At 71.6% G+C, this 7451-nt stretch carries 6 protein-coding genes; 3 read left to right on the top strand and 3 right to left on the bottom strand.

Going from position 1 to position 7451, the window contains the following annotated elements; all coding sequences use genetic code 11:
- Positions 1-157 precede the first annotated feature (157 nt).
- From G3I65_RS13935 to G3I65_RS13945, 3 genes are all read right to left on the bottom strand, one after another.
- Positions 158-547, bottom strand: a complete 390-nt coding sequence (locus G3I65_RS13935) for a hypothetical protein (RefSeq protein WP_160696483.1) — start codon at positions 545-547, stop codon at positions 158-160.
- Between the two features lie 94 nt (positions 548-641).
- The gene (locus tag G3I65_RS13940; protein WP_160696484.1) at positions 642-1295 is read right to left on the bottom strand and encodes a response regulator transcription factor; all 654 of its coding nucleotides are present in this window, start codon (positions 1293-1295) and stop codon (positions 642-644) included.
- On the bottom strand, positions 1292-2371 hold the full coding sequence (locus tag G3I65_RS13945; protein WP_160696485.1) for a sensor histidine kinase: 1080 nt from the start codon (positions 2369-2371) through the stop codon (positions 1292-1294). The genes G3I65_RS13940 and G3I65_RS13945 overlap by 4 nt, the downstream gene beginning before the upstream one ends.
- Positions 2372-2508: 137 nt before the next feature.
- On the opposite strand from G3I65_RS13945, the gene G3I65_RS13950 reads away from it, so the two are divergent.
- The 3 genes from G3I65_RS13950 to G3I65_RS13960 all read left to right on the top strand — a co-directional run.
- Entirely contained in the window at positions 2509-5082 is a 2574-nt protein-coding gene (locus tag G3I65_RS13950; protein WP_166640075.1) for a glycosyltransferase, read from the top strand.
- The gene (locus tag G3I65_RS13955; RefSeq protein WP_160696486.1) at positions 5082-6530 is read left to right on the top strand and encodes a radical SAM protein; all 1449 of its coding nucleotides are present in this window, start codon (positions 5082-5084) and stop codon (positions 6528-6530) included. The genes G3I65_RS13950 and G3I65_RS13955 overlap by 1 nt, the downstream gene beginning before the upstream one ends.
- Positions 6531-6621: 91 nt before the next feature.
- Positions 6622-7451 (top strand): GH25 family lysozyme (locus G3I65_RS13960; protein WP_160696487.1); only part of this gene is annotated, 830 nt, incomplete at its 3' end.

Raw genomic sequence — 7451 nt, forward strand, 5'->3', positions numbered from 1 at the left:
CGGGTCGTGGGCGGCCGGCGCCGCGGCCGGGAGGGGCCGCGACGGGCCGGGAGCGTAAAGGGCGTCGAACGCCGACAGCGCGGAGACGGTCGCGCCGACGGCCGGGACGGCGAGCACGGCGACGACGAGCGCGCACCACTTCAGGAAGGTCCGCACGTCAGTGCCAGTACTCGGCGCGGCGCCACACCATGGCGGCCAGCATCAGCGGGAACATGATCACGTGCCCGGCGACCATCAGCGCGGTGCCGGACAGCGCGCCGAGCCAGTACGGCACGAGCAGCGCCACGAACGGCAGGTACATGGCGGCGGCCATCTCGGTGATCCGCGGCCACGAGTGCCGGCGCAACGCCATCGCGAGCACCATCGCGACGGTCATGTTCGTGGCCATCACGAGGGCGTCGACGTCCGCCCGCTCGAGCCAGGCCGACGGCCACAGCGGGCCGAACGCGACCATGCCGATCAGCATGGCGGCGACCATTTCGACGTAGTGGCCGGCGAACCGCGCCAGCTTGCGGGTGGTGGTCCGGGGTGTTTCGGTGGTGGTCATCTCGGGTCCCTCCAGGTTTCGTCCTGGACGAGAATCCCGGTCCGGGCCCGTGCTGCCAGGTGCCGGAAGTCATGACCCGGGTCATGTGACCGCGTCAGAGCAGGCCGAGGTCCCTCGCGCGCAACGCGGCCTGCGTGCGGTCGCGGGCCCCGAGCTTGCCCAGCAGGTTCGTCACGTGGTTCTTCACCGTGCCCTCGGCGAGGAACACCGCCGCGGCGATCTCGCGGTTGCTGCGGCCGTCGGCGAGCAGGCGCAGCACCTCGAGTTCGCGCTCCGACAACGGGACGACCAGCGGCTGCGGCCGGGTCTCCGGCGCCGCAGGCAGCTCGGCGAACCGCGCGACGACCTTCGCCGCGACCGACGGCTGCAGCACGGATTCCCCGCGGGCGGCGGCCAGCACCGCCTCCACCAGCCGCGCCGACGAGACGTCCTTCAGCAGGTACCCGACGGCGCCCGCCCGCAAGGCGGCGAAGACGTCCTCGTCGTCGTCGAAGGTGGTCAGCGCGATGACCCGGACGTCCGGCTGCGCCAGCCGCAGCCGCCGGGTCGCGCCCACGCCGTCGAGGACCGGCATGCGCAGGTCCATCAGGACGACGTCCGGGGTCAGGGCGGCGGCCTGGCTCAGCGCTTCGTCGCCGTTGCCCGCTTCGCCGACGACGTCGATGCCGTCGTGGGTGGCGAGGAGCGTGGCGAGCGCTTCGCGGAAGAGGGCCTGGTCGTCGACCAGCAGGACGCGGACCGGCGTCATCCCGGAACCTCCATGCTCAGCGCGCTGCCCTCGCCCGGCGCCGAGGTGAAGTCGAGCTTGCCACCCAGGTGCTCGGCGCGTTCCCGCAGCCCCAGCAGCCCGAAGCCGGTGCCGACGCCGCGGGACCCGGCACCGTCGTCGCGCACCGAGAGCCGCACCGACGTCTCGGCGTAGTCCAGCCGCAGCTCTACCCGGGTCGCGGCCGCGTGCTTCCGGACGTTCGTCAGTCCCTCTTGCGCGGCGCGGAAAAGCGCCTCCCGGTGCTCTTCCGGCAACGGGCGTTCGGCGCCGGACACGGTCAGCCGCGCCGGGACGCCGGCCTCCGAGACCAGCGAGTTCAGCGCTTCCGGCAACGGCGACGGCCGCGGTTCGCGCAGTGCCTTGACCGACCGGCGGACTTCCGCGAGCGCGTTCTCGGCCTGCTCCTGGGCCTTGGCCAGGACTTCGTCGGCCTTCCCGGGATCGGTCGGCAGCACCGCGCGGGCCGCCTTGACCTGCATCTGCACGACGGTCAGCGAATGCCCGAGCCCGTCGTGGATGTCGCGCGCGACCCGGTTGCGCTCCTGCGCGGTCGCCAGCCGTTCGGCCTGGCTGGCGTAGTCGCGCAGCTTCTCGTGCGCCTCGGACAGTTCGCCGCGGGACCGCTGCTCGCGCAGGAGCAGTTCGGTGATGACGGCCGCGAACAGCACGGAAACCAGCGTGCCGAGCCCTTCACGCAGGCCTTCGCCGAGCGACATCCCGAGGTGCACGAGCGGCACCACGGCGATCACCAGCGCGACCACCGGGAGCGGCAGCCGCAGCAGCACGCACTGGCTGACCAGCACCACCAGGAACAGCGTCGCCCCGACCCCGGCGTTGACCGTGAAGATCACGAAGGCGAGCGGGAGCTGCACGGCGACGTAACCCGCCGCCCACGCCAGCCGGCCGCCGGCCTGCACCCAGCCGAAGCCGAGCGTCGCGAGCGCGGTGAAAACCGCGCCCAGCACGAGCGAGAGCACGGGCTCCCCGGAACCGAGGACCCCGAGCACGACGGAGAGGAAGGCGCCGCAGGTCAGCACCCCGAGGGCCCGGTTCATGGAGCCACTCTGGGGTGCGCGGCGGCCGCGGTCAACCGCGCGGGCCAAGGGAAAGCGCTTCCCGCTCACGCGGCCACCGGCAGCCACAGCCCGTAGGCTGAGGGTGACGGCGAAGCCGAGACGGGGGTCCGACATCGATGTCAGTGCTCTGGGGCGTGTCCTTCGACGCCACTCCGCTGTCCGGGGTCGTGGTCGAGTTCCTCAAGACGGCGGGCCGGCTGCCCGGGCGCCGGGTGCACCTCGACCTCGGGTACGACATCAAGGCCGACAAGGGCGCCTTCTTCCGGCCGTACCGCGACGAGGCGAGCCTGCTGCCGGAGTGGGTCACGCTCGACCGCGTCGAGGGCGTCGAGGAGATCCGCGGCTACGACCGCGCGTTCGTCGAGCGGGTGCTCCGGGAGGTGGTCCAGCGCGGGGACGAGACCCTGCGCCCGGAGATCGGCCGGATCGCCGGTGAGCTGGCCGCGCGGATCGTGGCGACCTGGGAACGCCGCGGCGTGACGATGGTGGCGGTGGAGAACGGGACCCTGCCGGAGAACCTCACCTACACCGAAGCGTTGTACCGGGCGATCGACCGCTACAGCGCCCGCCACCGGCTCGGCCGGTTCGTCTTCTGGCGCGACCACGACCTGATGTGGCAAAGCGAACCGGGGATCGCCAAGTACGGCCGGTTTCCGTACCCCGGGGTCCCGGCACCGCGGAATTCGCCGCACATCCACTACTTCGCGCTGCACGAGCAGGCGAAGGCCCGGACGCTGGAGTGGGTTCCCGGCCTGCGGAACATCGACGTCCTGCCCAACGCGTTCACCATCGCGCCCGCGCTCATCGACGAGCGCAACGCCGGTTTCCGGCGCGCGCACGGCATCCCGGACGGCGTCCCGCTCCTCGCCCGGATCACGCGGATCATCCCGCAGAAGCGCCTCGACCGGGACCTGCACCTGCTGGCGCTGCTGCCGGACGCGTGGCTGTTCGTCGCCGGCGACGTCGAGGAGGCGCCTGCGGAGCACACCCGGCTCGTCGCGCTGGCCGAGCGGCTCGGCGTGCGCGACCGCGTCGTCTTCGGCGGCTGGCTGACGCCGTACGACACCGCCGTGCCCGGCCGCTACTCGGTGCGCGATCTCCTGGCGCACGCGACGATCGTCTCCTTCCTCACCTCCTACGACTACGAGAGCTACGGCAACCCGGTCAGCGAAGCCATCGCCTCCGGGACGCCGTACATCACCAGCGGGTACGAGCTGTACGACGTCGTCTACGGCGGGTTCCGGGCCCCGGTGCTGGACATCCGGGCCCGCGACCTGCCGGACGCGGCGTTCGCCCGCGAGGTGGCCGGGCTGATCACCGACGAAGGGAAACGGGCGGAAGTGGTGCGGGCGAACTCGGAACTCGGGCGGGCGCGGTTCGGCACAACGGTCGTCGACGACCTCGTCGACCGGCTCTACCCGCCGCCGATGGGAGCGGGCACGCGGCTGAGCGTCGTGCTCCCGGTGTACAACGAAGCCGCGAACCTCCCGGAGGTGCTGCGGACCCTGCACGACCAGCGCGACGGCGACGGTCCGCTCGACCGAAGCAGCTACGAGGTCGTGCTGGTGGACAACAACTCGACCGACGACACCGTCGCGATCGCCCGCGGCTTCGCGGCGGCCCACCCGGACCTGGCGCTGCACGTCATCCGCGAACCCGAGCAAGGGGTTTCGTGCGCGCGGCGGGCCGGGATGGACTTCGCCGCGGCCCGCAGCCGCAACCGGCCGGACACCGATCCGGGGGAGCGGTTCTACCTCGTGTCGGCCGACGCCGACTGCCGCGTCGACGCCCACTGGCTCAGTGAGCTGTTCACCGCGATGGAGACGAGCAAGGCCGCGATCGGCGTCTGCGACTACTACTACGACCCCGCGCACTTCGCCGGGCGGCCGCGGCTGTGGGACGCGATCCAGCGGACGCTGCGGTGCCGCGCGGTCACGTTTTCGCTGTTCGGCGGCTTCCCGGACGGCAAGGGGTTCGCCGTCGAGCGCGACGCCTACGAGCGCGCCGGCGGCATCGAGATCTTCTACCAGCTGCAGGACGGGAAGTTCGTCAACCACCTCTCCGACGACTGGGACTTCGGGATCAAGGTGGCCAGCGGGGGCGACGCGATCACGTACGCGCCGCGCTCGCGCGTCGAGATCAACCCGAGGCGCGTCGACCACGCCATCGACGAGGTCATCGCGGGCCGGGCGTACGGCTCGGACGGCATCATCGTCATGCGCGACATCCGGCCCGCCGCGCCCGCCACCGCCGTCGACCTGACCGAGGCCGAAGCGAAGCAGGCGTGGGAGTTCTCGATCAAGGACTTCACGCCGAAGAACACCATCCTGCCGGTGCTGCTGACCCCGGCGCTGCTCGAAGACGACGCCGTGATCGCGTTCTTCGGCGCGGACCTGGCCGCCCGGCTGGCCCGGCGGATCGCCGAGATCCGCGACGAGATGCGCGTCGTCGACTTCACCCCGATCCACGCCTACAAGACGCCGTCGTACCGGCTGTACTTCGAGTTCGCCGACGAGCTGTTCGCGTGCCTGCGCCGGCACGTCGGCGAAGACATCGGCTACCCGCCGCCGCTGCCCCCGTGCCTGGCGGAAATCCCTCCCGGGCGCTTCGCGGAGTTCGTCCGCTACTACTGCGAAGACCGCGAATCGGGAGAGGCCCACAACTACTTCGGCAACGGAGGGGTGTTCTGATGACGCTCGCCTACGAAGACGCGATCGGCTCGCTGCACGGCCTCGACCCGGCCTGGCCGCGGCCCGCCGTGCTCGACGTCCTGGAAGCGCCGGAGAATCGGCACCTGCTGGAGTTCGTCCGCGAGGACCCGTTCGGGGCGCACGTCTTTCCCGGCAACGTCCCCGGCACGCCGGCGGAGTTCCTGCGGGACCTCGACGCGCAGCTGGCGTCGGCCGGCCCGATCCACCTGTGGTCCTACATCCCGACGTGCGCGTACCGCTGCCGGTTCTGCCAGTACCCGGTGGTGCTGGTGAAGGGGAAACCCGAGGTGGCGTACGAAAAGGCGAAGCACTGGGTCGACCTGAACATCGCCGAAGCGAAGCTGTGGCTCGACGCCGTGCCGAACCTGGCCGGGGCCGAGGTGGGGGAGTTCAACGTCTTCGGCGGGACGCCGTCGTTGCTTCCCGAGCCGGAAATCCGCCGGCTGCTGGAGTTCTACCGGTCGGAGTTCGGGTTCACCGGCGACACCACGATCCGGTTCGAGGGCGACCCCAGCACGTTCACCCCGGCGAAGCTCTCGCTGTTGCGCGAACTGGGCTGCACCAAGCTGTCCAGCGGCGTCCAGTCGTTCGACGACCACGTGCTGGAGCTGTGCGGCCGCGAGCATTCGGCGGCGATGTGCGTCGACTTCGTCCGCAACGCGGCTTCGCTGGGCTTCGAGTGGGTCAGCATCGACCTCATGTACGGCCTGCTCGACCAGACCCTCGACAGCGTCCGGCGCGACCTGGACATCGTGCTGGAGAACGAAGTCACCGCGGTGGTGTGCACCAAGCTGCACCTGGCGTCCTACAGCGACACTCGCACCGGTGTCACGGGGGAGAAGCCTGCGGCCTGGCAGCTGCCGTCCTACCGGGACAAGCTGGTGCGCGACGGCCACCGCTGGCCGACGCTCGGCGAGCAGTACCAGATGCGCGAGCTGCTCACCGAGGGTCTGCGCGCGGCGGGGTACACCGAGCACCCGACGATGTACTTCGCGCGCGCCGGGCTCGGGCCGGAGAAGTGGAAGTCCATCATGGTCGACCAGGACAAGCAGGAGCCCGAAGTCGCGATCGGGCTGGGTGGTTCGTCGAGCTGCCGCGCGTCCGAGGCGATCACCGACGTCAACTCGAAGCGGTACGTCGAAACCGTGACCGCCGGGCGCATCCCGCTGGGGTCGGCGACCCGGTTCACGCCCGAAGCGCAGGAGGCGCGGGCGGTCAAGATGGCGCTGACGACGTTGCGGCCGCTGCGCGATTCCCTCCACCGCTCGCGGTTCCCCGGCCGGTCGTTGTTCGCGGAGCCGTGGCTGGGCAAGTTCCGCTCGCTGGCCGCGCGCGGGCTCGTCCGGCTGCACCCCGCCGACGGGGTCGTCGAACTGACCCGGGTGGGGGAGGTCCTCGTGGAGGCGATCATCACGACCGAGCTGTAGCTCACTACATCGAGTGACAGCCGTGTCGCGAAGAGCGACGCGGGCAGGCAGCATGGGCCCCGGACGTGCCAGTACCGAGATCGGAGCCCGGATGAGCCGAAGCCTGGCCGAACAACCGAAGTGGCGGGCGCGGCTCGCGGGAGCGGGGGCGCTGGCGGCGCTCGCGGCGGTGGTCACCGCCCCGCCCGCGTCGGCCGCCCCCGACTATTCGCTGGCGGACGCGAACTACGCCGGCACGCAGATCGCCTTGCACGAGGGCGTCCAGGGCACCCCGCGGCTGGACGCCGCCGGGCAGACGCTCGGCCACGACGTCAGCGGGCACCAGGGGCCGGTCGACTGGGCCGCCGTGGCCGCGGCAGGCGCCCAGTTCACCTACGTCAAGGCGACCGAGGGCACCGGCTTCGTCAACCCGCAGTACGGGCAGCAGTACGACGGCGCGCACGCGGCGGGCATCATCCGCGGCGCGTACCACTTCGCCCGCCCCGACGTCTCCGGTGGCGCCGCGCAGGCGGAGTACTTCATCGCCAACGGCGGCGGCTGGCGCGCCGACGGCACGACCCTGCCGGGCGCGCTGGACATCGAGTACAACCCGTACGGCGACGTCTGCTACGGCAAGAACGCGGCGGACCTGACGGCGTGGATCGCGGACTTCACCCGCACCTACCTGGCGAAGGTGAAGCGCAGCGCGCTGATCTACACCAGCACGGCGTGGTGGAAGCGCTGCACCGGCAACGCGGCCGGGTTCGGGAACACCAACCCGCTGTGGCTCGCCCGCTACGGCCCGGACGTCGGCGAACTGCCCGCGGGCTGGGACAAGCAGAGCATCTGGCAGTTCGCGAAGGGCGGCGGCCTGCCGGGGGACCAGAACTACTACAACGGCCCCTTCGGCCGGGTCCAGGCGCTGGCCAGGGGCGCGGCGAC

The organism is Amycolatopsis sp. SID8362 (genome assembly GCF_010550475.1).
Taxonomy (GTDB): Bacteria; Actinomycetota; Actinomycetes; order Mycobacteriales; family Pseudonocardiaceae; genus Amycolatopsis; species Amycolatopsis eburnea.

What these genes read in the sequence shown, in the direction of transcription:
- G3I65_RS13940 (WP_160696484.1), bottom strand. Translation starts at nt 1,295, where the DNA reads ATGACGCCGGTCCGCGTCCTGCTGGTCGACGACCAGGCCCTCTTCCGC.
- G3I65_RS13950 (WP_166640075.1), top strand. Translation starts at nt 2,509, where the DNA reads ATGTCAGTGCTCTGGGGCGTGTCCTTCGACGCCACTCCGCTGTCCGGG.
- G3I65_RS13935 (WP_160696483.1), bottom strand. Translation starts at nt 547, where the DNA reads ATGACCACCACCGAAACACCCCGGACCACCACCCGCAAGCTGGCGCGG.
- G3I65_RS13955 (WP_160696486.1), top strand. Translation starts at nt 5,082, where the DNA reads ATGACGCTCGCCTACGAAGACGCGATCGGCTCGCTGCACGGCCTCGAC.
- G3I65_RS13945 (WP_160696485.1), bottom strand. Translation starts at nt 2,371, where the DNA reads ATGAACCGGGCCCTCGGGGTGCTGACCTGCGGCGCCTTCCTCTCCGTC.